24 protein-coding genes, 2 tRNA genes and 1 pseudogene are annotated in these 22,416 nt (G+C 58.5%); 10 read left to right on the top strand and 17 right to left on the bottom strand.

Annotation, left to right across the window (positions count from 1 at the left end; genetic code table 11):
• Positions 1-19 precede the first annotated feature (19 nt).
• The 6 genes from pheS to ACOCLD_RS10840 all read right to left on the bottom strand — a co-directional run bounded on the left by pheS (position 20) and on the right by ACOCLD_RS10840 (position 4,633).
• Positions 20-1,036, bottom strand: coding sequence for a phenylalanine--tRNA ligase subunit alpha (gene pheS / locus ACOCLD_RS10865; protein ID WP_233685760.1), 1,017 nt, complete (start codon positions 1,034-1,036; stop codon positions 20-22).
• A 95-nt stretch (positions 1,037-1,131) separates the two neighbouring features.
• A complete protein-coding gene (gene rplT / locus ACOCLD_RS10860) occupies positions 1,132-1,488 on the bottom strand; it encodes a 50S ribosomal protein L20 (RefSeq protein WP_090505586.1) in 357 nt (118 codons plus the stop codon).
• Between the two features lie 25 nt (positions 1,489-1,513).
• Positions 1,514-1,708 carry a 50S ribosomal protein L35 gene (gene rpmI, locus ACOCLD_RS10855; protein WP_079202156.1) on the bottom strand — a complete coding sequence of 65 codons (195 nt, stop codon included), beginning with the start codon at positions 1,706-1,708 and terminating at the stop codon, positions 1,514-1,516.
• Positions 1,709-1,768: 60 nt separating this feature from the next.
• Positions 1,769-2,320, bottom strand: a complete 552-nt coding sequence (gene infC / locus ACOCLD_RS10850) for a translation initiation factor IF-3 (protein WP_257779631.1) — start codon at positions 2,318-2,320, stop codon at positions 1,769-1,771.
• Positions 2,320-4,242 carry a threonine--tRNA ligase gene (thrS, locus tag ACOCLD_RS10845; protein WP_422909169.1) on the bottom strand — a complete coding sequence of 641 codons (1,923 nt, stop codon included), beginning with the start codon at positions 4,240-4,242 and terminating at the stop codon, positions 2,320-2,322. Before thrS ends, infC begins: the two co-directional genes overlap by 1 nt.
• A gap of 314 nt (positions 4,243-4,556) precedes the next feature.
• Positions 4,557-4,633: transfer RNA gene (locus ACOCLD_RS10840), tRNA-Val, on the bottom strand.
• A gap of 185 nt (positions 4,634-4,818) precedes the next feature.
• Between ACOCLD_RS10840 and ACOCLD_RS10835 the strand changes: the two genes are divergently transcribed.
• Positions 4,819-6,102, top strand: a complete 1,284-nt coding sequence (locus ACOCLD_RS10835) for an NAD(P)/FAD-dependent oxidoreductase (RefSeq protein WP_392539563.1) — start codon at positions 4,819-4,821, stop codon at positions 6,100-6,102.
• Positions 6,103-6,168: 66 nt separating this feature from the next.
• Here the strand turns inward: ACOCLD_RS10835 and ACOCLD_RS10830 are convergent, their stop codons facing one another.
• Positions 6,169-6,858 carry a PA2778 family cysteine peptidase gene (locus ACOCLD_RS10830; RefSeq protein WP_422909168.1) on the bottom strand — a complete coding sequence of 230 codons (690 nt, stop codon included), beginning with the start codon at positions 6,856-6,858 and terminating at the stop codon, positions 6,169-6,171.
• Positions 6,859-7,066: 208 nt separating this feature from the next.
• Between ACOCLD_RS10830 and dusA the strand changes: the two genes are divergently transcribed.
• Together dusA and tal are read left to right on the top strand one after the other, a co-directional pair.
• The gene (gene dusA, locus ACOCLD_RS10825; RefSeq protein WP_422909167.1) at positions 7,067-8,062 is read left to right on the top strand and encodes a tRNA dihydrouridine(20/20a) synthase DusA; all 996 of its coding nucleotides are present in this window, start codon (positions 7,067-7,069) and stop codon (positions 8,060-8,062) included.
• 41 nt (positions 8,063-8,103) lie between these two features.
• Positions 8,104-9,030, top strand: coding sequence for a transaldolase (gene tal / locus ACOCLD_RS10820; RefSeq protein WP_422909166.1), 927 nt, complete (start codon positions 8,104-8,106; stop codon positions 9,028-9,030).
• A gap of 57 nt (positions 9,031-9,087) precedes the next feature.
• Here tal and rssC read toward each other — a convergent pair whose 3' ends face one another.
• Complete coding sequence (gene rssC / locus ACOCLD_RS10815) at positions 9,088-9,570, bottom strand: anti-sigma factor antagonist RssC (protein ID WP_233685807.1); 483 nt, start codon at positions 9,568-9,570, stop codon at positions 9,088-9,090.
• 8 nt (positions 9,571-9,578) lie between these two features.
• Positions 9,579-10,763 (bottom strand): two-component system response regulator RssB, encoded by a 1,185-nt coding sequence (gene rssB, locus ACOCLD_RS10810; protein ID WP_422909165.1) that lies wholly within the window; start codon positions 10,761-10,763, stop codon positions 9,579-9,581.
• A 216-nt stretch (positions 10,764-10,979) separates the two neighbouring features.
• Here rssB and ACOCLD_RS10805 point away from each other — a divergent pair, with 216 nt between their 5' ends.
• Entirely contained in the window at positions 10,980-11,279 is a 300-nt protein-coding gene (locus ACOCLD_RS10805; RefSeq protein WP_233685767.1) for a PilZ domain-containing protein, read from the top strand.
• A 65-nt stretch (positions 11,280-11,344) separates the two neighbouring features.
• Here the strand turns inward: ACOCLD_RS10805 and ACOCLD_RS10800 are convergent, their stop codons facing one another.
• Complete coding sequence (locus ACOCLD_RS10800; RefSeq protein WP_422909164.1) at positions 11,345-12,046, bottom strand: MlaA family lipoprotein; 702 nt, start codon at positions 12,044-12,046, stop codon at positions 11,345-11,347.
• A gap of 221 nt (positions 12,047-12,267) precedes the next feature.
• On the opposite strand from ACOCLD_RS10800, the gene ACOCLD_RS10795 reads away from it, so the two are divergent.
• Positions 12,268-12,978, top strand: a complete 711-nt coding sequence (locus tag ACOCLD_RS10795) for an HAD family phosphatase (protein WP_422909163.1) — start codon at positions 12,268-12,270, stop codon at positions 12,976-12,978.
• A gap of 142 nt (positions 12,979-13,120) precedes the next feature.
• Positions 13,121-13,387 (top strand): DUF4404 family protein, encoded by a 267-nt coding sequence (locus ACOCLD_RS10790; protein ID WP_257779601.1) that lies wholly within the window; start codon positions 13,121-13,123, stop codon positions 13,385-13,387.
• Positions 13,388-13,434: 47 nt separating this feature from the next.
• On the opposite strand, the gene queF is transcribed toward ACOCLD_RS10790, so the two are convergent.
• From queF to ACOCLD_RS10775, 3 genes are all read right to left on the bottom strand, one after another.
• The gene (gene queF, locus ACOCLD_RS10785) at positions 13,435-14,265 is read right to left on the bottom strand and encodes an NADPH-dependent 7-cyano-7-deazaguanine reductase QueF (protein WP_392539556.1); all 831 of its coding nucleotides are present in this window, start codon (positions 14,263-14,265) and stop codon (positions 13,435-13,437) included.
• A gap of 92 nt (positions 14,266-14,357) precedes the next feature.
• On the bottom strand, positions 14,358-15,056 hold the full coding sequence (gene pyrF / locus ACOCLD_RS10780; protein ID WP_422909162.1) for an orotidine-5'-phosphate decarboxylase: 699 nt from the start codon (positions 15,054-15,056) through the stop codon (positions 14,358-14,360).
• 145 nt (positions 15,057-15,201) lie between these two features.
• On the bottom strand, positions 15,202-15,435 hold the full coding sequence (locus ACOCLD_RS10775; protein WP_422909161.1) for a DUF1127 domain-containing protein: 234 nt from the start codon (positions 15,433-15,435) through the stop codon (positions 15,202-15,204).
• A gap of 97 nt (positions 15,436-15,532) precedes the next feature.
• Between ACOCLD_RS10775 and ACOCLD_RS10770 the strand changes: the two genes are divergently transcribed.
• Positions 15,533-16,387: a LysR substrate-binding domain-containing protein gene (locus ACOCLD_RS10770; protein WP_422909160.1), complete on the top strand. Its 855-nt coding sequence runs from the start codon at positions 15,533-15,535 to the stop codon at positions 16,385-16,387.
• On the opposite strand, the gene ACOCLD_RS10765 is transcribed toward ACOCLD_RS10770, so the two are convergent.
• The gene (locus ACOCLD_RS10765) at positions 16,377-17,132 is read right to left on the bottom strand and encodes a sulfite exporter TauE/SafE family protein (RefSeq protein ID WP_422909159.1); all 756 of its coding nucleotides are present in this window, start codon (positions 17,130-17,132) and stop codon (positions 16,377-16,379) included. The two genes, ACOCLD_RS10770 and ACOCLD_RS10765, sit on opposite strands and share 11 nt — an antisense overlap.
• Before the next feature lie 105 nt (positions 17,133-17,237).
• Here ACOCLD_RS10765 and ACOCLD_RS10760 point away from each other — a divergent pair, with 105 nt between their 5' ends.
• A complete protein-coding gene (locus ACOCLD_RS10760; RefSeq protein WP_422909158.1) occupies positions 17,238-18,194 on the top strand; it encodes a LysR family transcriptional regulator in 957 nt (318 codons plus the stop codon).
• Positions 18,195-18,264: 70 nt separating this feature from the next.
• Here ACOCLD_RS10760 and efp read toward each other — a convergent pair whose 3' ends face one another.
• The 3 genes from efp to ACOCLD_RS10745 all read right to left on the bottom strand — a co-directional run bounded on the left by efp (position 18,265) and on the right by ACOCLD_RS10745 (position 20,213).
• Complete coding sequence (gene efp / locus ACOCLD_RS10755; protein WP_257779594.1) at positions 18,265-18,837, bottom strand: elongation factor P; 573 nt, start codon at positions 18,835-18,837, stop codon at positions 18,265-18,267.
• 46 nt (positions 18,838-18,883) lie between these two features.
• Positions 18,884-20,017, bottom strand: coding sequence for an elongation factor P maturation arginine rhamnosyltransferase EarP (gene earP, locus ACOCLD_RS10750; RefSeq protein WP_422909157.1), 1,134 nt, complete (start codon positions 20,015-20,017; stop codon positions 18,884-18,886).
• Between the two features lie 106 nt (positions 20,018-20,123).
• Positions 20,124-20,213: transfer RNA gene (locus ACOCLD_RS10745), tRNA-Ser, on the bottom strand.
• A 315-nt stretch (positions 20,214-20,528) separates the two neighbouring features.
• Between ACOCLD_RS10745 and ACOCLD_RS10740 the strand changes: the two genes are divergently transcribed.
• Together ACOCLD_RS10740 and ACOCLD_RS10735 are read left to right on the top strand one after the other, a co-directional pair.
• Entirely contained in the window at positions 20,529-21,218 is a 690-nt protein-coding gene (locus tag ACOCLD_RS10740; RefSeq protein WP_422909156.1) for a crotonase/enoyl-CoA hydratase family protein, read from the top strand.
• Positions 21,219-21,270: 52 nt separating this feature from the next.
• Positions 21,271-22,413 (top strand): annotated as a pseudogene (locus tag ACOCLD_RS10735) (cache domain-containing sensor histidine kinase); the annotation flags it as partial.
• Between the last annotated feature and the right edge of the window lie 3 nt (positions 22,414-22,416).

The raw sequence follows: 22,416 nt of genomic DNA, 5'->3' as shown, positions 1-22,416 counted from the left end.
ATTACGTAATGCGAGGGCGCTAGCGAAATTGCGCCAGGAACCGCAGGTCGTTATCGAAGAACAGCCGTAAATCGTTGACGCCGTAACGCAGCATAGCCAGACGCTCAACACCCATACCGAAGGCGAAACCTGAGTATTTTTCCGGATCGATGCCCGACATGCGCAGCACATTCGGGTGCACCATGCCGCAGCCCATGACCTCCAGCCAGCCGGTCTGTTTGCAAACACGGCAACCTTTGCCGCTGCACATCACGCACTGCATGTCGACTTCGGCCGATGGCTCGGTGAAAGGGAAGAAGGAAGGACGGAAACGTACGCCCAGAGGCTTTTCAAAGAACACTCGGAGGAACTCTTCGATGGTGCCTTTGAGGTCAGCAAAGCTCACACCCTCGTCGACCAGCAGGCCTTCGACCTGGTGGAACATCGGCGAATGGGTGATATCGGAGTCGCAGCGATAAACACGGCCAGGGCAGACAATACGGATAGGCGGCTGCTGCGATTCCATGGTGCGCACCTGCACCGGAGAGGTGTGGGTACGCAGCAACATATTCGCATTGAAATAGAAGGTGTCATGCATCGCCCGCGCCGGGTGGTGGCCAGGGATGTTGAGGGCTTCGAAGTTGTGATAGTCGTTTTCGACCTCAGGCCCTTCGGCAATGCCATAGCCAATGCGCGTGAAGAACTGCTCCACACGCTCCAGAGTGCGCGTGACGGGATGCAGGCCACCAGATGCCTGACCACGCCCCGGCAGGGTTACGTCAATTTTTTCGGCGGCGAGCTTGGCGCTCAGCGCAGCCTGTTCCAGCATGTCTTTGCGGCTGTTCAGCGCATCCTGAACCTTGTCCTTGGCAGCATTGATCAGCGCACCGGCTTGCGGGCGCTCTTCTGCCGACAGGTTGCCCAGGGTCTTCATCACCTGAGTCAACTCGCCCTTCTTGCCCAGATAGTGAACCCGCAGCTGCTCGAGGGCATTCACATCGTCGGTGTGGCTAACGGCCTCAAGCGCTTGCGAGACCAGCACATCCAGATTTTCCATTTACAGACTCCAGATACGAAATAGGGGAAGAGCTTGAAGGCTCTTCCCCTATTGGTGACGTTTAGCACCGGGCGAGCCCGGTGATTGTCGGGGACTTAAGCCAGTACGGCTTTCGCTTTCTCGACAATCGCAGCAAACGCCGCTTTTTCGTTCACTGCCAGATCAGCCAGAACCTTGCGGTCGATCTCGATGGACGCTTTTTTCAGGCCGGCAATGAAACGGCTGTAGGACAGACCGTTAACACGAGCACCAGCGTTGATACGAGCGATCCACAGAGCGCGGAACTGACGCTTCCGCTGACGGCGGTCGCGGTAGGCGTACTGGCCTGCCTTGATCACAGCCTGCTTGGCAACGCGGAATACGCGCGAACGCGCACCGTAGTAGCCTTTAGCGAGTTTCAGAATTTTTTTGTGACGCTTACGAGCGATAACGCCGCGCTTAACACGAGCCATGAGTAATTTCCTCTATCTTGACCGATTAACGAACGCGCAGCATGCGCGCCACTTTTGCTACGTCAGACGGGTGCACCATGGTGCTACCACGCAGTTGACGCTTACGCTTGGTGGACATCTTGGTCAGGATGTGGCTCTTGAAAGCGTGCTTGTGCTTGAAGCCATTAGCGGTTTTGAGAAAACGCTTGGCTGCACCACTCTTAGTTTTCATCTTTGGCATGTTCGGATACTCCGCATTCAGTTGATAAACATAACCGCAAGGCCTGCCGTGCCCTGGTGGTTACTTCTTCTTTTTGGGGGCGATGACCATGATCAGCTGGCGTCCTTCCATCTTTGGATGCTGTTCAACGGTGCCGTATTCGGCGAGGTCGTTTTCGACCCGCTTCAACAACTCCATGCCCAGCTCCTGATGCGCCATCTCACGGCCGCGGAATCGAAGCGATACCTTGGCCCTGTCCCCATCACTAAGGAAACGTACCAGGTTGCGTAGTTTTACCTGGTAATCCCCTTCCTCCGTCCCTGGACGAAACTTAATTTCTTTAACCTGAACTTGCTTCTGATTTTTCTTTGCTGCTGCAATCTGCTTCTTCTTTTCGAAGATCGATTTGCCGTAATCCATAACCCGGCAAACCGGCGGCACTGCATCAGCTGAAATTTCTACCAAGTCCAGCTTGGATTCTTCAGCAACCCTAAGCGCTTCATCAATCGAGACGATGCCAATTTGCTCGCCGTCAGCGCCAATTAACCGAACCTCGCGTGCCGAGATATTCTCGTTGATCGGGGCCTTCGGTGCAGCTCGTTTATCTTGTCTCATATCACGCTTAATAATGATTACTCCAAATCTTGGCGACCACGCCGGGAAACCGCCTGCGCGAGGAATTCAGCGAATTGAGTGACGGGCATGGAGCCCAGATCAGCACCTTCACGGGTACGCACGGCGACAGTTTGCGTCTCAACTTCCCGATCTCCGATAACCAAGAGATAAGGAACCTTGAGCAAAGTATGCTCGCGGATTTTAAAGCCTATCTTCTCGTTCCTCAAGTCAGACTTGGCACGAAAACCGCTTTGGTTGAGCGTTTTTTCCACATCCAGAGCAAAATCAGCCTGTTTGTCAGTGATATTCATCACCACGACCTGAGTCGGCGCCAGCCACGCGGGGAATGCACCCTCGTAGTGCTCGATCAGAATACCGATGAAACGCTCGAACGAACCAAGAATCGCCCGGTGCAACATCACCGGAACTTTGCGACTGTTGTCCTCTGACACGTAGCTCGCTTCCAGGCGCTGCGGCATGTTCGGATCATACTGCAGGGTACCGCACTGCCAGGCGCGGCCGAGGCAATCCAGCAGAGTGAACTCGATCTTCGGGCCGTAGAACGCCCCCTCGCCCGGCAAATACTCCCAAGGCAAACCCGCGTCATTAAGTGCATCAGCCAGCGCAGTCTCGGCGCGATCCCAAAACGCGTCATCACCCACCCGCTTAGCCGGACGCGTGGACAGCTTCATTTTGACATCACTGAAACCGAAATCCGAATAAACCTGCAGGGTCAGCTTGATAAAGTCCGCCGCCTCTTTCTTCACCTGCTCTTCAGTGCAGAAGATATGCGCATCGTCCTGGGTAAAGCCGCGCACCCGCATAATGCCGTGCAGCGCACCGGACGCCTCATTACGGTGGCAGGAACCGAACTCAGCCAAACGCAGCGGTAGCTCGCGATAGCTCTTGAGACCCTGGTTGAAAATCTGCACGTGACATGGGCAGTTCATCGGCTTGATCGCGTAGTCACGACTTTCCGACTCAGTAGTAAACATGTTGTCGGCGTAGTTACCCCAGTGCCCGGATTTCTCCCAGAGCACGCGATCAACCACTTGCGGCGTGCGCACTTCCTGGTAGCCATTCTCGCGCTGCACGCCACGCATGTACTGCTCGAGCACCTGATAGATGGTCCAGCCATTCGGGTGCCAGAACACCATACCCGGCGCTTCTTCCTGGGTATGGAACAGGTCGAGACGCTTGCCGATCTTGCGGTGATCGCGCTTCTCGGCCTCTTCAATACGCTGGATATAAGCCGCCAACTGCTTCTTATCGGCCCAGGCTGTGCCATAAACGCGCTGCAACTGCTCATTCTTGGCATCGCCACGCCAGTAAGCACCGGACAGCTTGGTCAACTTGAATGCTTTGAGGAAACGCGTGTTCGGCACATGCGGACCACGGCACATGTCGACGTATTCTTCGTGGTAATACAAGCCCATGGCCTGCTCGTCCGGCATGTCATCCACCAGACGCAGCTTGTAGTCCTCACCGCGAGCGGTGAACACATCAATCACCTCGGCACGCGGCGTCACTTTCTTGATGACGTCGTAATCCTTGTCGATCAGCTGCTGCATGCGCTGCTCGATCGCCGCCACATCATCTAAAGTGAAGGGGCGCTCGGAGGCGATGTCGTAGTAGAAGCCTTCATCAATGACCGGACCGATCACCATCTTGGCCGTCGGAAACAGCTGCTTCACGGCATGCCCGATCAAATGCGCACAGGAGTGGCGAATGATTTCCAGGCCTTCCTGATCTTTTGGCGTAATGATCTGCAGGGTGGCGTCACTTTCAATCAGGTCACAGGCATCGACCAGCTTGCCATTAACCTTGCCGGCTACCGTGGCCTTGGCCAGACCCGCACCAATAGATTGCGCCACCTCAAGTACGGATACCGGGTGATCGAACGAACGTTGACTGCCGTCGGGAAGAGTAATGATGGGCATGGCGCCTCCTCTCCTAGTGGTGACCTCTACCAAAGGCCACATGGGTTGGGATGAGCCAGTAAGCGATTCGGCGGTATACCTGCCATACAGCGGCAGGAGCTTTTTCAGCCAACCAAAACCGAACCGGAGTCACTGGAGGTGTGAAACAACGGTTAACCGCGAGGATGCTTGCAGAAAGCCTGACCCACTGGCAAGAACCCAACAAAAACGACCCAAGCCTTTTCAACGTCACCGCCAAAGACCCGGAGGGTGGCCAGCATGGATGGCAAGCCATAAAAAAAGGCCGCCTAAGCGACCTTTTTCTCTACCAAATCTGGTAGGCACGATTGGACTCGAACCAACGACCCCCACCATGTCAAGGTGGTGCTCTAACCAACTGAGCTACGTGCCTACGATGGGTGCGCATTCTACGACCGCGGGAAAAAGTGTCAACCTATTTTTTCGCTAACTGCCTGAATAACTGAATTTTTTACTGTTCTATGCTGCGTTTTATATTTCGCACAGGCCACTAGCCGAGCATTTTCAACTCAGGTAGCATCCGCTTATTCGTAAAAAATAAAGAACAGAGGTTACAAAATGGCGCACACAGCTTATCCACAATCCTATTATGCGGCCTCTGCCAATCCGGCTCCGCCGCGCCCAGAATTGAATGGTGAAGTCGAAACTGACGTGTGCATCGTCGGCGCTGGCTATACCGGCCTATCAACAGCCATCGCCCTGCTGGAAAATGGCTTCAAAGTCAGCATCGTCGAAGCCGCCAAGGTCGGTTTCGGCGCCTCAGGCCGCAACGGTGGCCAGATAGTCAACAGCTACAGCCGCGATATCGACGTGATCGAGCGCAGCGTCGGCGCCAAACAAGCCAAACTGCTAGGCGACATGGCCTTTGAAGGTGGCCGGATCATTCGCGAGCGCATCGCCAAGTACAACATCCAGTGCGACTTGAAGGATGGTGGCGTTTTCGCGGCCAACACCCCCAAGCATATGAAACACCTTGAATCGCAGAAAAAGCTTTGGGAACGCTACGGCCACACTCAGCTGGAACTGATGGACGCCAAGCGCATCCGTGAAGTGGTGGACAGCGACGTTTACGTGGGCGGCATGCTGGACATGAGCGGCGGCCATATCCACCCGCTCAACCTGGCCTTGGGCGAGGCGGCAGCCGTCGAATCACTGGGCGGCGTGATCTATGAACAATCCCCGGCAATCCGCATTGATCGTGGCGCCAACCCTGTCGTGCACACCCCCAACGGCCGAGTCAAAGCCAAGTTTGTGGTCGTCGCCGGCAACGCCTACCTGGGCAACCTGATTCCGGAGCTGTCGGCCAAATCGATGCCATGCGGCACCCAGGTGATCACCACCGAGCCACTGTCCGCCGAACTGGCGAAAAGTCTGCTGCCGCAGGACTACTGTGTGGAAGACTGCAATTACCTGCTCGACTACTACCGTCTGACCAGCGACAAACGCCTGATTTTCGGTGGCGGCGTGGTCTACGGCGCACGCGATCCGGCAAACATTGAGGCCATCATTCGCCCGAAAATGCTCAAAGCCTTCCCACAGCTGAAAGATGTAAAGATCGACTACGCCTGGACCGGCAATTTCCTGCTGACCCTGTCACGCCTGCCGCAGGTTGGCCGCCTGGGCGATAACATCTATTACTCACAAGGCTGCAGCGGCCACGGCGTGACTTACACTCACCTGGCTGGCCGGGTACTGGCCGAGGCCTTGCGCGGCCAGGCCGAACGTTTCGACGCGTTCGCCACTCTGCCGCACTACCCCTTCCCCGGTGGCCGCCTGTTCCAGGTGCCATTCAGCGCCCTGGGCGCCTGGTACTACACCCTGCGTGACAAGCTGGGGATCTAACCCTCACACACAACAAAAACGGCACCCTCGGGTGCCGTTTTGCGTTTTAGCTAGAACTATCCAGTACTACAGCTCCGCATCCGGCCAGAGCTGACGCGCTGCACGCAATGCCCGCTGTGCAGCCTCGTTGCGACCTTGCTGCTGCAACTCGCGCGCCGCCTGCAGCCACACCTGCTCGACAGGTTGTGCAGGCAATTGACTGGCTGGCTGAACCAACACGGCCCAACGTCCCGCTTCGCTCCAGGCATCATCAAAACGGGCGAAGCTGGTGTACCAGCGCCGACTGTTACCAGAACGCAACACCAGCGTCCGTTCGCGCTGGTCATACCCCACCAATACCGCGAACTGCGAACCGGGGCCACCAAACATGCGATCCTGCATCAACAGCACCGGATGACCAGCAGACACCTGTTGCAACAAGGCATCCAGGTTACCTGGCAAGGGGTAAACCAGCAGATCGTATGAACGTGCAACTTTCTCCAGCCCAGCCTGCGGACTCTGCCCCTTGGCCAGTTGCTGAATGCGCTCATCGACCAACCCCGGACTGCTGATCACACCATAGTGATTCAGCAGAGCAGCCAATGCCGAAGGCCCGCCTTGCGCATCACTGAGCTGGAAAAACGGCACATCCGCCAATTCCACGCGTTCAGGCAAACGCTTGGTTTCAGGCAGCAGCTGCGGCCCACCAGCACAGGCACTGAGCAAGCAGAACATAGCGATCGGCAGAAGCTTTATGGCGCGTACAGGCTGGAACATGGCTCACTCACTGGCAGACTCGTGGCGCAGAGCATAGCGATGAAGCGCCGCAGCCCCAAGCCATCGGTGTAAATTCGCACCCAACTCACAGACCGAGCGGCGCAGAAAAACCGAAACCCTATACAGACTGATAAACTGCCGCACCTCGCAGCGCAGACCGCATGCCCAAACGCGGCCCGCCACAGCCCTGAAAAATAGAACGACGCCGATGCCCGACTCCCTCGCTCCGCCCATCAGTTTGTCCCGCCGCTTCTCCGTTGCACCGATGATGGATTGGACAGATCGCCACTGCCGCTTCTTCCTGCGCCAGCTGTCCCAGCATGCGCTTCTGTATACCGAGATGGTCACCACCGGAGCCATCCTGCATGGCGATGCTGCACGCTTTCTCCGTCACAGCACGGCGGAATACCCATTGGCACTGCAGCTAGGCGGCAGTGTGCCGACGGATCTGGCGGCCTGCGCCAAGCTGGCGCAAGAGGCTGGCTATAACGAGGTCAACCTCAACGTGGGCTGCCCCAGTGATCGGGTGCAGAACAATATGATCGGTGCCTGCCTGATGGGCCATCCGCAGCTGGTCGCCGACTGCGTGAAAGCCATGCAGGACGCGGTGGATATCCCGGTCACGGTGAAGCACCGGATTGGTATCAACGGCCGTGACAGCTATGCCGAGTTGTGCGATTTCGTCGGCACCGTGCGCGACGCCGGCTGCCGCAGCTTTACCGTGCATGCGCGCATCGCCATTCTCGAAGGGCTCTCGCCCAAGGAGAACCGCGAAATACCGCCACTGCGCTATGAGGTCGCGGCGCAGCTCAAGCAGGACTTCCCTGAGCTGGAAATCATCCTTAACGGTGGCATCAAGACTCTGGAGGATTGCCAGCAGCACCTGCAAACCTTCGATGGCGTGATGCTGGGCCGCGAGGCCTACCACAACCCTTATCTGCTGGCGCAGGTTGACCAGCAGCTGTTTGGCTCTTCACGAGCCGTGCTGGGCCGTTTCGAGGCGATGCAGAGCATGCGTGAGTACATTGCTGCGCACCTCGCCGAAGGCGGCAGCATGCACCACATCACCCGCCATATGCTCGGCCTGGGCCAGGGCTTCAATGGCGCGCGACGCTTTCGCCAACTGCTCTCCGTGGACATTCACAAGACTGACGCGCCGCTTGCGCTGTTCGATCAGGCGGCGCAATTGCTGCAAGGTCGCTGACTCGGGTAATGTCGCCGCATCTGCAACGACAAGGCTGTGTCATGACCTCCAAGCTGGAACAACTCAAGCAGTTCACCACCGTGGTCGCCGATACCGGCGACCTCGACGCCATCGCCCGCCTGAAGCCGGTCGATGCCACCACCAACCCATCCCTGCTACTGAAAGCAGCCGCCATGCCCGGCTATAGCGCGCAGCTTAAGCATGCCGTCCAGACCAGCCAGGGCGATCTCGGCCTGGCCTGTGATCATTTTGCCGTCGCAGTGGGCGGTGAAATCCTCAAGATAATCCCGGGCCGCATCTCTACCGAGGTGGATGCCCGGCTGTCCTTCGATACCCAGGCCACACTGCGCCGTGCCGAACGCCTGATCGGCCTGTATGAAGAAGCCGGCATCGGCCGTGAACGCGTACTGATCAAGATCGCCTCGACCTGGGAAGGTATTCGCGCTGCCGAGCAACTGGAGAAAGCTGGCATTCAGTGCAACCTGACCCTGCTGTTCGCTTTTGCCCAGGCGCAGGCTTGCGCCGACGCCGGGGTATTTCTGATTTCGCCCTTCGTCGGGCGAATCTACGACTGGTACAAAAAAGCCGAAGGCCTTGATTTTGTTGGCGCCGAAGACCCCGGCGTGCAGTCGGTCACCCGTATCTATAACTACTACAAGGCCAACGCTTATCAGACTGTGGTGATGGGCGCGAGCTTCCGCAATATCGGCCAGATCGAACAGCTGGCTGGCTGTGATCGCCTGACCATCAGCCCGGAACTGCTGCAGCAACTGGCCGATGATCAGCAGCCACTGGCGCGCCTGCTCAGCCCTGGCAAAGCTGCCGAAGCCAAGCAGAGTCTTGGCGAAAGCCAGTTCCGCTGGGCCATGAATGAAGACGCCATGGCTACGGAAAAACTCGCCGAAGGCATTCGTCTGTTTGCCCGCGATCAAGAAAAGCTGGAAAAACTACTGACCGCCCAAGCCTGAATGGCCTAAATGCAAACGGGGCGCTCAGTGAGCGCCCCGTTTGTTTAGCGAATCGTATTAGTGATGCTCGAGGGCATTGACCAGATCGTGGAAGGCTTCACGATTGGACTCATTCAAGCCCATCAGAATCCGGTGCGCTTCAAGCACCTTGGCTCGTACCAGCTCTTCCGATTGATCCTGCGACGGCAGATCGTCCAGACAATCCGGGCACGGCACCGGCGTGTCGACGATATTGAACACCTGATCGAATCCCATCGACTGCAGCAGACGAGTGATATCGGCGTGGGTGGTCACTACGGTCGGCAGCAGACCGATTTTCTGCCGCGACAGGATCGACAGCTTGGCCAGCAGCCCAAGGGTCGTGCTGTCGATGCTGCGGGTTTCGGTCAGATCAATCACGATGGCTGAGAAGTTCAGCGCGGTGAAGATCTTCTCAATGGTCGCATCCAGCGCCGAACACAGCGTCAAGCGCACTTCACCAACAAACTTCAGGATGAAGGTGCCATCTTGTTCGGCAAACTGGATTCTACCGGGGTTTATCCCAGGGTTCATGCAAGGTTCCTGCTTAACACCAGCAAGGCAATATCATCCGGCATATCCCCCAGATTGGCCAGCCCAAAAGCCTTGCGCAAGCCATCCAGAGTGCCACCAGCCGAGCTAATCAGCTGCGGCAGCAGGGTTTCCTTGTCTTTCAAGGTATCACCGGGCAACAGATCGAGGATGCCGTCGGAGAGCAGCGTCAGGCTGAAGGCCTCAGGCAGTTCAAGTTCCAGATCGTTGTATTCGGCTTCGACAAACAGCCCGACCGGCAAGCCGCGCCCTTCCAAATAGCGCGCCTGACCATCGCTGTAGAGCACCGGCAATGGCAGATGGCCGCCAATGCTGTAGGTCAGACGGTTATTGGCCTGATCGATGACACCGCCGAGCATGGTCACGTGTTTACCCAGCTTGCAGTTGATCAAGCCGCGGTTGATATGCCCGAGCACTTCCGAAGGCTTGAAGTCCGGCAGGTTGCCGCCGCGGCGCGACTCATACAGCAGGCGCGTGGTCATGAACTTCAACAGCACGGTGATAAATGCCGAAGACGCACCATGCCCGGAAACATCGGCCAGATAGAAGGCAATGCGGCTGTCATCGACCCGAAAGTAGTCGACAAAATCACCGGACAGGTACAACGACGGAATGATCTGGTGGGCGAAGTTCAGGTCATCCGCTTGCCAGGGGGTCACGGGCAGCATGTTCATCTGCACCTGGCGCCCGGCGTTCTGATCCTCCTGCAGCAGGTGCAGGCTGGCTTGCAGTTCGCGGTTGGCAGTTTCCAGTTCTTCGCGATAGCGCTGGTTTTCCAGACGCAGACTGGCGCGATCCAGTGCACGGCGCACAGAGTGCTCCAGCACGGCCAGGTCAGCCAGGGGTTTGATCAGGTAGTCGGCAGCACCCAGACGCAAGGCTTCGACGGCATCGCTCATCACGCCAGCGCCGGAAACCACAATCACCGGGGTTTCGACCTGCAGGGCATTGATACGACGGATCAGTTCCAGACCATCGACTTGCGGCATGCGCAGATCACAGATCACCAGATCCGGTGACTCGGCGCGGAAGACCTCCAGCCCCTGCAAACCGTTGTGGGCTTGCAGCACCTGAAAACCACTGTCTTCCAGGTAGGCGGCGAGGCTCGCACGCACTACGTCGTCGTCATCGATTATCAGCAGCGTGGCACTGGTTTTGTGCATGGGGTATCCAGGCAAACTGCGCCGGGTGTGGGTTGGCTTATGCGTCAGGCCGCCGGCCTGCACGCGCGAACTCGGCTTGCATCACGGCGCAGACGGTACTCCCATCCGCTACGTGATTCAAGCGTGCACCAGTCGTCGTAACACGACTTTACACCTCAAATCGGCCAAGGTTATAAGAGCTGCAGGACAACCCCCCATAACAAGAGGAAAGTGCCCATGAGCCAGAATGATCGTGCTTACAGTGAGAAACGCGATTACATCCGCATGCGGCTAGAGGCACCCGTCACCCTGCACCATAACGGCCAGGAAATCCCTGCCCTGTGCCTCGACCTGTCGAGCACCGGCATGCAGTTGGAAGCAGGTAGCGCTGTGCAGATGGGCGACAAGGTACGCATCCATATCGCTTCCGAGCACAACGAGCTGCGCGGCCTGGACGCCCAGGCTGAAGTGGTGCGCGTTACCGCTCTGGACGATGGTCGTCAGGCATTGGGGTTGGCGATCATTTCCATGAGCTGAGCTGGCTCAAGACAAACAAAAAGGCGGCCATCAGGGCCGCCTTTTGTATTGCGGGGATAAAACAATCAGAAGTCGTCTTCGACTTCACCGTCGCGTACTTTGAACTCACGGTTCTGCAGATAGGCATTGCGTACAAAGATGTACTTGTCACCGCTGACCAGACGCTCGGCCGACAACAACCGGGCCCGTACATCGACCGCCTGTACACCACTTACGACATTGCGCGTGGGCACATGATCAATGTGCATGGGTGCAGTCAGCATGGCATCCGGCACCTTGCCGAACGCATCACGCACGCTGCTTGGGCCCATCAATGGCAATACCACATAAGGCCCACTATTGAGCCCCCAGACGCCCAGCGTCTGCCCGAAGTCTTCATCGCTGCGCTGCAGGCCCATGGCACTACCGACATCGAAGAAGCCCAGCAGACCGAAGGTGGTGTTGAAAATCAGGCGACCACTGTCGACACCCGCATCATGCAGCTTGCCTTGCAACAGGTTGTTCGCCAGGTTGCTGACATCACCAATGTTGCGGAATACGTTGCGCACGCCATCCTCGAAGAATTGCGGCGTCACCGCCTGATACCCCTTGGCCAACGGCTTCAGGGTGTAGGCATCGACGTTATCGTTGACCTTGAACATAAAACGGTTGTAACCCTGCCATGGGTCATCCTCATTGGCTTGCGCCAATGCAGGCAGCAATAGCATGCCGGCACAGGCAACCAGCAGGCCCATTCGTTCAATCCAGCTCACACCGGTCACACGCATTACAGTCGCTCCTTGAAAACGCTCAGGCCGCTTGATTGGCAGCCACATCAGGTGGCGCAGTATAAGACGCCAGCAGCCACAATAGGCAGCATAGCGGATGAACAAATGACTGAAAATTCTTGCCAACCATTGCCGCCTGGCGCGGGAAGCCGACACACAGCCGTCATCATCCTGTAACCCCAAGCCGCTAGTGTGGACTAGACCATATTCAAGGACGGCCCATGCTCAGCCCTTCCTCACCACCTGCTTTCAGCGCCATCCTGTTCAGCCTGTCCGGTTGCCTGGTTGATTTCGGAGCCTGCAGCGTACCGCTCACGTTGCAACGGCTCTACCCGGCGCTAGCTGAACCGCGCAGCCTTTCCCAGTGTCTGGGCCGTGAACCGCAGCCCGAAGAGTGGCTCGCCTACCTGCAGGCGCTCTGCAGCACCGCACAGGAGCATGCAGAAGCCACGCAGGCCGCTTTGCCATTGCTGGAGCAACTTCGCCAGCAAGGCGTGCCCTGCGCCTGGCTGGATGACCTGCCGCGCGATGCCAGCACCTGCCTGGCCAGCGCACTGCCGGACTGGCTGCCAGGCACGCCAAATCGTAGCCACCGCCCCTGGCCGGCACCGGACGCTATCTGGCTCAGTCTGATGGAATTACAGGTTGAGCAACTCGCTGGCTGTGTGCTGGTCAGCGGCGAGCCACGATTGCTGCAGGCAGCACTGAATGCCGGAATATGGACCATCGGCCTGGCCATCAGCGGCCCTCTCTGTGGCCAAGCACCGGCAGACTGGCAGAGCCTATCAACCAGCGAGCGGGACCGTCTGCGCAGCCAGGCCACTCTGAGCCTGTATCGCCTGGGGGTGCATTCGGTGATCGATCAGCTCAGCGACTTGCCCACCTGCCTAACCGATCTCAGCCTGCGCCGTCATAAAGGTGAAAAACCTTGAAGCAGCTTGCTGGGCAAGACATCGCCTGGCGCTTGATCCAAAGCAAGCAAAGCATCTTGGCTTGGATTAACCTGAAGACACGCCGAACCTTTCGCCCTAGCGCGAGGTCAGTCAATCAGTTGATCACCAAAGGGAGAACGCCATGCCTGCAAGCCGCCTGCAGCAACACCTGCAAGACCTGCGCGAGCAACTGGCCGAACAACCGCCACTGAGCGAAGAAGAACGCGCCGAGTTGTATGTACTGACCCAGGAAATTGAATTGCAACTGGCTCGCCAGGCCGCCGCTGCCCCCGATGCCACCCTGATTGACGGGGTCAACCTGGCAGTCGAACGTTTCGAGGCCAGCCATCCGACCCTTGCCGGCACCCTGCGCAATATTGTGCAGAGCCTGGCCAATATGGGCATCTAAACGCATGCAGCACTAACAAAAACCCCAGCTCTAGCTGGGGTTTTGCATTACTGGCGCACCAAGCGACGGTTATCCGGCTCAAGTGCTGCAGTACTGCGGTAGGGGTTGATATCCAGACCGCCACGGCGCACGTAACGCGCATATACCGTCAGGTGCTCGGGTTTGAGCAAGCGCTGCAGATCGAGAAAGATCCGCTCCACGCACTGCTCATGAAAATCCGCATGCTGACGGAAGCTCACCAGGTAGGCCAGCAGGCTGGCGTGATCCAGCGCCAGGCCGCGGTACTGCACCACCAGCGTGCCCCAGTCCGGCTGACCGGTAACCGGGCAGTTGGATTTGAGCAAATGACTGTGCAGGCTTTCCTCGATCACTCGCCCGGCATCGCAGCGCAGCAGCTCAGGCTGCGGCTGCTCATAGTTGCTGATGGCTACATCCAGCTCGTCAATGCAGCTCCCTGGCGCGGCTTGCACACCTTCCACCGTTACCTCTGCCAGACTGCGCACGCGCACGCCAACGGGCTTACCGGCGGCAGCAGAAAGATCCTGAACCAGAACCGTCACCAGTTCGTCAGCAGTGCTGAACACCGACTGATTCAGCGAGTTGAGGTACAGCTTGAAGGACTTCGATTCGATGATATTCGGCGAGTCGGCAGGAATGGCGAACTCGCCCATGGCCACCACTGGCTTGCCGGATGGCAGCAGCCAGGACAGCTCAAAGCAATTCCAGAAATCCACACCCTGATACGGCAGCGTGGCGGCACTCAGGCCCAGCTCCGCCCATTTCGCAGCACGCGGAATGGGAAATAGTAACGAGGGGGTGTAGGTCGCGATGTACTCGCTGGATTTGCCCAGTGGCGAATCTTCGGCGGCGGGATGCATGGAGAAAACCTGGCTAGTGAAAATGCAGCGATTGTATACAATTTCTCAAACAGATTCATGCGGCAAGCTAGCAACCAGCCTGCCGCGCCACCTCAGGCCAGCTCCGCCACCACAGCGGCCAACGCCTGGGCAGGATCAGCAGCCTGGCTGATCGGTCGCCCGATCACCAGATAATCGGAACCGACATCCAACGCCTGGCGCGGCGTCAGAATGCGTCGCTGATCATCCTGAGCACTGCCGGCCGGACGAATACCCGGCGTCACCAGTTGCAGCGCCGGATAAGCCGATTTCAGCGCCTGCGCTTCCTGCGCCGAACACACCAGGCCATCCAACCCCGCTTGCGCCGCCAACCCAGCCAGGCGTAGCACCTGCGCCTGCGGTTCGATATCCAGGCCGATACCCGCCAGGTCTTCACGCTCCATGCTGGTCAGCACGGTCACGCCGATTAGCAACGGTTTGGCACCGGCGAGCTTGTCCAAGCTCTCTCGGCAGGCCGCCATCATGCGCAGGCCACCCGAGCAGTGCACATTGACCATCCACACGCCCATTTCCGCCGCAGCCTTGACCGCCATGGCAGTGGTATTGGGGATATCGTGGAATTTCAGGTCGAGAAACACCTCGAAGCCTTTGCCCGCCAGCACGTTGACGATATCCGGCCCGCAACGGGTGAACAGCTCCTTACCCACTTTTACCCGGCACAGCGCGGGATCGAGTTGATCAGCCAGTGCCAGCGCGGCATCACGGGTCGGAAAATCCAGGGCAACGATAATCGGGGACTGAAAAGCGGACATGGCGGGCTCTCGGGCAAGACAAATTCGGCGCGCATTGTAGCGGATGCGCCACCCGTGCGCCGCTCCGGTGATCTGCCTGCTTAGCGCCACTGACTGCCGCGTGTGGTGGCGTTGAATAGGTCGCGGGGTTAAGCAACACGGCGACTCAACGCGCCAGCGGATCGTCCCAGAATGACCGTTCGCTTTCCTGAATCACATCAGCCCGGCTCAAACCGAGGTCTTTCAATGCCGCATCATCGAGCATCGCCAAACGCCGACGCTGCTCAGCCAACTGCCACCAACGATACAGCTGCCCGCCAATTGAGCGCAGCACAACCAATGGCCGCAGGGCTCGTGCACGCCCGCCAGCAACTACCGCATAACCTTTCTGACCTTTCATCTCGTCGCCCTCCTTATGGGGTTGGCGACAGTCTCACGCGGGGCTTATGATCAATCCAACGAATGTTTCTTATGCTTTGCATCTCAGAGATTGATGAATGGCCAGTTACCCAAGCATCGACAGCGAACTGCTGCGCACCTTTGTCGCGATTGCCGATCACGGCGGCTTTACCCGCGCCGCCGAGATGGTCAACCGCACGCAATCGGCCGTCAGCATGCAGATGAAGCGCCTGGAAGACGACGTAATGCAGCGCCCGCTGTTCCGCCGCGACGGCCGTCAGGTCAGCCTGACCGCCGAAGGCCAGCTGCTGCTCGGCTATGCCCGGCGCATCCTCAAGCTGCACAGTGAAGTGATGACCAGCATGCGTGCGCCACATATGGTCGGCACCGTGCGCATTGGCACCCCGGATGACTATGTGATGCGCTTTATGCCGGGCATCCTCTCGCGCTTCGCTCAGGCCTACCCACTGGTACAGGTGGAACTGCACTGCGAGCCTTCATTCCAGCTGTTGCAACGCCAGGACCTCGACCTGACCATCGTCACCCGCGAGCCCGGCACCGAAATTGGCCAGCTGCTTCGTCAAGAACGGATTGTCTGGGCCGAAGCCCAAGGCTTCAGCCCGCATGAGCAGGAGCCGCTACCACTGGCAATGTTCAACGCCCAGTGCTTCTGCCGCTCCTGGGCGTGCAACGCGCTGGATGCCATGGAGCGCGAATACCGCATAGCCTACACCAGCCCGAGCCTGTCGGCGATCATGGCGGTGGTCAGCGCGGGCCTGGCGGTTACCGCACAGCTGCAAAGCCTGATCACCCCGGATATGCGCATCATCGGCACGGCTGAGGGGCTGCCGGTGATGCCCTCCGCCAGCATTGTGCTGCTGCGCAACAACCAGACCCAGTCACAGGTGACAGAGACCCTGGCTGAGCAGATTGTCGAGGGCTTCAGACTTTAAGTGCAAGCAGCGCTGCACAAAGCAGCAGAAAGCCGGCAAACAACCCGCGCAACACCCGCTCAGGCAGTGCATGGGCGAACTTCACCCCCCAACTGATGCTAAGCAAACCACCTAACGCCAGAGGGGCACCCAGCAACCAGTCAACATGATCATGCAGGGCATAGGTCGCCAAGGTAACCGCCGTGCTAGGCGCCGCCAGTGCCAGGGACAAGCCCTGCGCCACCACCTGACTGGTGCCGAAAACCGTGGTCAGCACCGGCGTCGCCAGCACCGCACCGCCCACACCGAACACCCCGCCCAGCAATCCTGCGCCGCTACCCAACAGCGTCAACCAGTGCCAGGGATAGCGCATCCCTACGGCAACCATGGCCGGCTTGTTGAACAACCGCGACAGGTTGTAGGCCGCCAACAGCAGCAGAAAAACCACAAACCCCAAACGCATGCGATCCGCATCCAGGGTGACAGCCCAGCCCGCCCCCAGTACGGCAAACAACAAGCTGGTCAGCGCCAGAGCCAGGGCATGACGCCAGTCAATGCGATTGCGCTGGTGATAGCGCCACAACGCCAACAGCACATTGGGCACCACCATCACCAGCGCCGTACCCTGGGCCAGTTGCTGATCCAGGCCAAACAACACACCCAGTGCCGGAATCGCGATCAACCCGCCACCAATGCCAAACAGGCCGCCCAAGGTACCCAGAATCAGTCCAAGCAGCAGGTTCAAGGCAAAGTCGAGCAGCGTCATCAGAGGCCTCCAGAAAGATGCTGAACAGCCTAATCACTCGCCACTGGTAGCGAAACGCATAGCAACGCACAATGGCTGTGCATCAAACGCAAAGCCGAGCCCACCATGAACCCCGACACCCTGACCGATCAGCTCAGCCTGTTTCTCGATGTGCTGGAAACAGGCAGTTTCTCTGCCGCCGCTCGCCGCCACCCGCTAACGCCCTCAGCAGTGGCCCGACGCATCGATGCCTTGGAGCGCTCACTGGGCAGCAGCCTGTTCAGCCGCAGCACCCACGCGGTGCGCGCCACGTCCGCCGGCCTGGCCTTTGCCGAACGTGCCAAGCGCATTCTCGCCGAACTGCACCTGGCCCGCGCCGAAGCGGTATCACTGAGCAGCGCGCCAGAAGGACTGATCCGCATTGACGCACCCGCCCCCTTCGGCCGCCGTCACCTGGCACCGGCCATCGCCGAGTTTCTGGCCGCCTATCCAGGACTGAATGTGCAACTACGGCTGATCGACAGCTTCGTCGACCTGCATGGCACACACCTCGGCGAAGTTGATCTGGTGCTGCGTATCGGTCCGCTGGCCGATACGCGCCTGGTTGCCACCGCACTATCGCCCATGGTCCGCGTCGTCTGCGCCAGCCCGGACTACCTGGCCCGATGTGGCGTGCCGCGCAGTCCAAGCGAGTTGCCGGAACATGACGGCCTTGACTGGGATAGCCTGGCCCCGCCCTACGCATGGCGTTTCGAGCAGGACGGTAAACTGCAACTGTGCCGCCCCAAGCGCCTGCGCATGACTGCAAATAATGCCGAAGCGCTGCTGTTCAGCGCCCTCGCCGGCCTGGGCATTGCCCACCTACCCACCTGGCTGATCAGTGATTACCTGCTGCGCGGCGAGTTGCTGCCACTGTTCTGTGAAAACGGCTTGCCCGCTCCCGAACCCAGCGGCATCTACGCCCTGCGTCTGGAGCGTGAAACCGACTCGCGCAGCCGCCTGCTGCTGGAGTTTCTCAAAGCCCGGTTCGGCCCTATCGCGCCCTGGGATCTAGCCCTGCAAAGCGGCTTGCAGCGTAGCTAAGACCAGACGAGCGACCACAAAAAAGCCCGACACAGGGTCGGGCTTTTTCTTCTCGCGATTAACGCCAGTCTTAGACCGGTGCTTTAGCGCGGGATTTGTACTCGCCGGTACGGGTATCGATTTCGATCCAGTCACCGATTTCGCAGAAATCAGCCACTTTCACTTCGGTGCCGTTGCTCAGCTTGGCTGGCTTCATCACCTTGCCGCTGGTGTCGCCACGGGCAGAGGCTTCGGTGTAGGTCAGCTGACGCACGATGGTGGTCGGCAGATCAACGGAAATCACTTTGCCTTCGAAGAACACAGCTTCGCAAACGTCGGTCATGCCTTCTTCGATGAAGGGCAGAACGCTTTCCAGGTCTTCGGCACGCAGTTCATAGGAGTTGTACTCCGTATCCATGAACACGTAGTCCTCACCGCTGATATAGGACAGGTTCACTTCCTTGCGCTCAAGGATGACCGGCTCCATTTTGTCGTCAGCTTTGTAGACGGTTTCAGTCTTCGAGCCGTTGATCAGGTTCTTCAGCTTCATCTTGACGATGGCGCTGTTACGGCCGGACTTGGTGAATTCGGCCTTTTGAATCAGCCATGGGTGCCCATCGATCAGCGCCACGCTGTTAGGCTTCATTTCTTGTGCGGTTTTCATACGAATATCCGGGTTTGGATGGAGTGACAGAATTCTTGGCCGCGTATCATAGCCAATTTAGGTAAAACTGCACCAGCGCTGCCGCAAGATCGGCCTGAGAGCCCCGTTTTAAACACCAGCTCTCGGCATGATCCTGCTGCTCCGGCCAGCTCTGTAGCAGCTGATTCCAGCTTTGCGCCATCGCTCCGCCAGTATTCCAGGCATGCCAAAGACCGGTTAGAGCCACCTGAGCATCTGCCGACAAGCCCTCTTTATAAAGCTCTAGAAATGCATCGAGCTTCTCCAGATGCGCATCATCAGCCTGCTGATAGATATGCCAGAGCAGCGGTCGGCCAGCCCATTGCGCACGGACAAAAGAATCTTCTCCACGCACCGCATTGAAATCACAACTCCACAGCAAGCGGTCGTACTGATCCTGCTGCACAAATGGCAGCACCTGAACATGCAACTGGCCGCGCTGAACGGTATCGCCGACCTGCAATGCCGCGCCCCCCAGCCATGCCTGCAGACTGCTCAGGACACGCCCCTCAGGCACCAGCAACTGAGCCTTCTGCCCCCCGTTCGCTAACACCTCAAGCCAGCCGGCCAAGGCCTGATTTTCATAGGCAAACAGCGAGATCAAGCGGGCACCCGCAACAGGCTCAACACCCAAACCACGCAAAAATGCCAGGCGCATGCCCTCGTCGGCCTGAAAAGCCCGTCGCTGCGTCAGCAGCTCACGCTCACGCAGCAGGCCGCCGCTACCGGTGGTAAACCCTGGGAAAAAGAAAAACTTCGACAGCCCATTGGACTGCAACGAAGGCAGGCCATGGCACCCTTCCACCCAGTCTTCGGCGCTTAGGTACTCCAGGTTGAGCCACAGCACTTTGCGCTTACGTTTGGCCATCGCCTCGATATAAGCAGCGGGCAGCTCACAGGCAAACGCCTCGATCACCACATCGGCCGGCTCAACAACCTGCAAGTCAGCACGCCACAAGCGTATCTCGACCCCTTGCTGAACCTGCCGCTGCGCCTGCACATCGGCCTGTGGGCACAAGCGTACAAAAGCCCCCAGATCATCCACCCACAAGCGCACAGCCAGACCATGCTCGGCCACCAACTGCCGCGCCAGACGCCAGGTCACGCCAATATCGCCGTAGTTATCAACCACGCTGCAGAAGATGTCCCAGGTTGCGCGCATGCGCCGCTCCATCAAGTCCCAAACACACCATAAAGGCCGCCAAGCCAGCCGCAAACAGCAGAAACGAAAAAGCCCGACACGGGGTCGGGCTTTTCGTCAATCAATCTGGCGGTGAAGGTGGGATTCGAACCCACGATACGATTTCTCGTATACACACTTTCCAGGCGTGCTCCTTCAACCGCTCGGACACTTCACCGGGTCTCGACGGTCATTGCTGTCTGTCGAGGCGCGCTAATCTAGCCGAACAGTCGGCCAAAGGCAAAATCTTTTTTCAAAAGATTCATGTGCTTATGCCAAATGCAGCGCGCCTGAATATGCTCGGATGGATTAAGCCATGCATAGCGATGCCCTTCGCGACAATGACGCACCGGTAGTACCGATCATTTACCGAGGCTGATTGTCATCGTAAGCGGGCAGCCCGGCATCACTGACCAGCCAGTCAGCCATCGAGCTTTACCTGGCCGATGGGGATGAGTAACGTCTGCTGCATTTCAGCACAAGGAACCCGACCATGAGCGACCTGATCAGCTACCAACTCGACGATGGCATTGCCACCCTGACTCTGAACAATGGCAAGGTTAACGCCATCTCCCCGGACGTGATTGCGGCGTTCAATGCGGCCCTGGATCGTGCCGAGCAGGACAAGGTGATCGTGATCATCACCGGTCAGCCTGGCATCCTGTCCGGCGGCTATGACCTCAAGGTGATGACTTCCGGCCCACAGAACGCCATCAACCTGGTTGCCGCTGGCTCGACCCTGGCGCGCCGTATGCTCGCCCATCCATTCCCGATCATCGTTGCCTGCCCAGGCCACGCGGTGGCCAAGGGTGCCTTTATTCTGCTGTCGTCCGACTACCGCATCGGTGTCGAAGGCCCGTTCAGCATTGGCCTCAACGAGGTGCAGATCGGCATGACTATGCACCACGCTGGCATCGAACTGGCCCGTGACCGCCTGCGCAAATCGGCCTTCCACCGTTCGGTGATCAATGGCGAGATGTTCGACCCGCAAGGCGCGGTGGATGCCGGCTTCCTCGACAAGGTGGTGCCGGCCGAGCAACTGCACGCCACAGCACTGGCCGTTGCCCAGCAGATGAAGAAGATCAACATGACCGCGCACAAAAACACCAAGCTGAAAGTGCGTAAGGCGCTGCTGGAAGCCCTTGATCAGGCAGTCGAACTGGACAAGCAACACCTGGGGTAAGTAAACCCCAGTAGCGCAAAAGCCCGGCCCATGTGCCGGGCTTTTGCGTTTAATGGCAAAACACTGGCAATCAACCGGGCAATCTCCCCAGTCTGTATTACTTTTAGAAGGTAAGGCCAAGGAGCGAGGCCCCCACCGATCTATTCGAAATTGCCGCGGGGAGCGTGCTATGAAGATTGCTCACAAGGTTGGCCTGGCTGCGGCCATCGTCCTGTTCCTTACTACCAGCCTGCTGTCACTGGCGCAGGTCAGCCAGGTTCGCGAAACCCTGCACAGCCAGGTAGCCGCCAGCATCGCCGAATCCAGTAACGCATTGGCACGGCAGATCGAGAACTGGCTCAATGCCAAGCTCAAGTTGATGGATCTGATGGCGCAAAGCATCGACAGCAACTACAGCCCCGAAGAAACCCAGCGCATCGTCAATACACCGATGCTGAAGAACGAATTCATCCTGGTCTTCGGTGCTCTGCAAAGCGATGGCAAGCCGATCAAGAACACCGACGAGTGGAAACCAGCGCCGGAATGGGACGGTCGCCAACGGCCTTGGTATACCACCGGCAAGGCCGGTAGCCAGGCGCTACTGACCGAACCCTATGTGGACTCCACCACCGGGGAAATCCTAATTTCCGCCGTTACCCGCATCACCAACGCTGGCGAATTCCTCGGTGTACTGGGCGGTGACATCCGCCTGAAAACCGTAGCGGACGCAGTCAACACCCTGGACTTCAACGGCGCGGGCTACGCCTTTCTGCTAACCCGCAACGGCAACATCATTTCCCACCCCAACACCGACCTCAACGGTAAGAGCTACAGCGAGTTGTTCGCCGGCCAAAGCCCAGCACTGAACAAGGATTTGCAGGACATCAGCGGCGCCGACAAGGACCTGCTGGTGTCCTTTACCCCACTGCCCAACCTCAAGGGCATGGATTGGTATATCGGTGTGGTGCTGGACAAAAGCATTGTCATGGCCGAAGCCAATGCCCTGAGCTGGCGCGCAGTAATCGGCACCGTACTGGGGGTGATCATCAGCCTGATCGTGCTGGGCGTTTTGATGAACAGTCTGCTCAAACCCCTCGGCCATCTGCACAACTCCCTGCATGAAGTGAACAGCGGTGAAGGCGACCTGACCCGCCGTCTACCAGCCGCCGGCAACGATGAAATCGCCCTGGTTTCCAAGGAGTTCAATAGTTTCCTGCAA

Origin of the sequence: Pseudomonas cimarronensis (genome assembly GCF_049331905.1) — a bacterium.
Lineage (GTDB): Bacteria > Pseudomonadota > Gammaproteobacteria > Pseudomonadales > Pseudomonadaceae > Aquipseudomonas.
Note: the sequence above shows the minus strand (reverse complement) of the source record. Positions and strands in the feature narration are given on the sequence as shown.